General features: G+C 67.8%; 1 protein-coding gene. It reads right to left on the reverse strand.

Going from position 1 to position 1,221, the window contains the following annotated elements; all coding sequences use genetic code 11:
• Nucleotides 1-225: 225 nt before the first annotated feature.
• Nucleotides 226-1,221: NUDIX domain-containing protein (locus ACFQ6N_RS40965; protein ID WP_380659216.1), on the reverse strand; the 996-nt coding region annotated here is incomplete at its 5' end.

Here is a 1,221-nt window from a genome sequence, read left to right on the forward strand (position 1 = left end):
GCCATGTCCTGCTCCTGCGAAAAGGTGGAAGTGCGTGGTATCCAGTGTCACGGTGCGTGGTGCGTAACTGCGTGTGCTTCACCGTGGATGCAGAGTAGAAACAAGCGCTGCTGCTGGATTGGTGGAATCGACGGAGAATGCGGGGGAAATGGTGTGAAGAGCGGGGCCGTGATGCGGGTGGTGCCGTCGCCGCATCATCGATTTCTCCGCATCCGCGTCGGCCGCCTACTGCTGTTCAATGTAGCGGGCCATGCGCAGGTACCAGTCGATGGACTGGGACTCGGCAAAGCGTCGCTGCCTGCGCTCCCACGCCGCCAGGGCGGCCCCTCCGGCAGGCATCGGCACGGGCACCGGCCGCAGCGTGTCGGGAATCGAGACGGGCTGGAATGTCCCCAGAGAGCTGCTCAGCTCGTCCTGCGCCACGGTGCAGACCGCATCCAGTTCCCAGTCGACCACCGACCCGGCGGTCGGACGATTGAGCCAGCCGGTCTGGGCCATCAGGTTCGCGTTGATCCGTGTCAGCAGGTCGGCGATGTCCTGGCCGCCGGGCAGGTCAAAGCAGACCAGGTAGAAATCGGCGCCTCCCGGCGCGGTCTGGAACAGCGTGTGGTAGGCCATCACATAACCTGCGTCCAGCTCGACGCCGGTTTCTTCCTGGAATTCCCGCCTGGCCGCATGCTCGGCGGTTTCCGCATCCGACATGCGTCCCCCGGGCAGTGCCCACTGCCCGGCCTGGTTGACCAGGCGCGGCGATTGCGAGCCGGCCCAGCCGGAAATGCGCCGCTGTGCGGCGTTGACGGTCGCCTGCAGGTTCGGGTCCGGCCATGCGGGGATGCCTACATTTTGAAGCTGGACCCAGGCCGGCACGGCCCCTCCACCCGCGACCCAATCGGCCGCCCCCATGGCGGCGGCCCGGTCCACGGCGACCAGTACCGTCGGCAATGCTGCCTGCAGCTGCGCCAGGACCTGGCCGGCGTTGTTGACCGCAACGGCCGCTTGATTGATGGCATCCCGCGTGGCGACGCCATTGGCGGCAGCCCCCGCGGGCCACGCAGACGTCGCTGCAAGCACGGCATTGGCCAGCGACGCGTTGATGGCGGCGACCGCGCCGGCATTGACGGCGCTGCCTGCGGCAACGTTCACCACCGTGGTCAGGGCGGACGCCGCCTCGGCCACCAGCACCGGCGCGGCATAGCCGCTCCACCAGGCATTGGTGATCTG

Source organism: Kitasatospora sp. NPDC056446 (genome assembly GCF_042796115.1).
Classification (GTDB): Bacteria; Actinomycetota; Actinomycetes; order Streptomycetales; family Streptomycetaceae; genus Kitasatospora.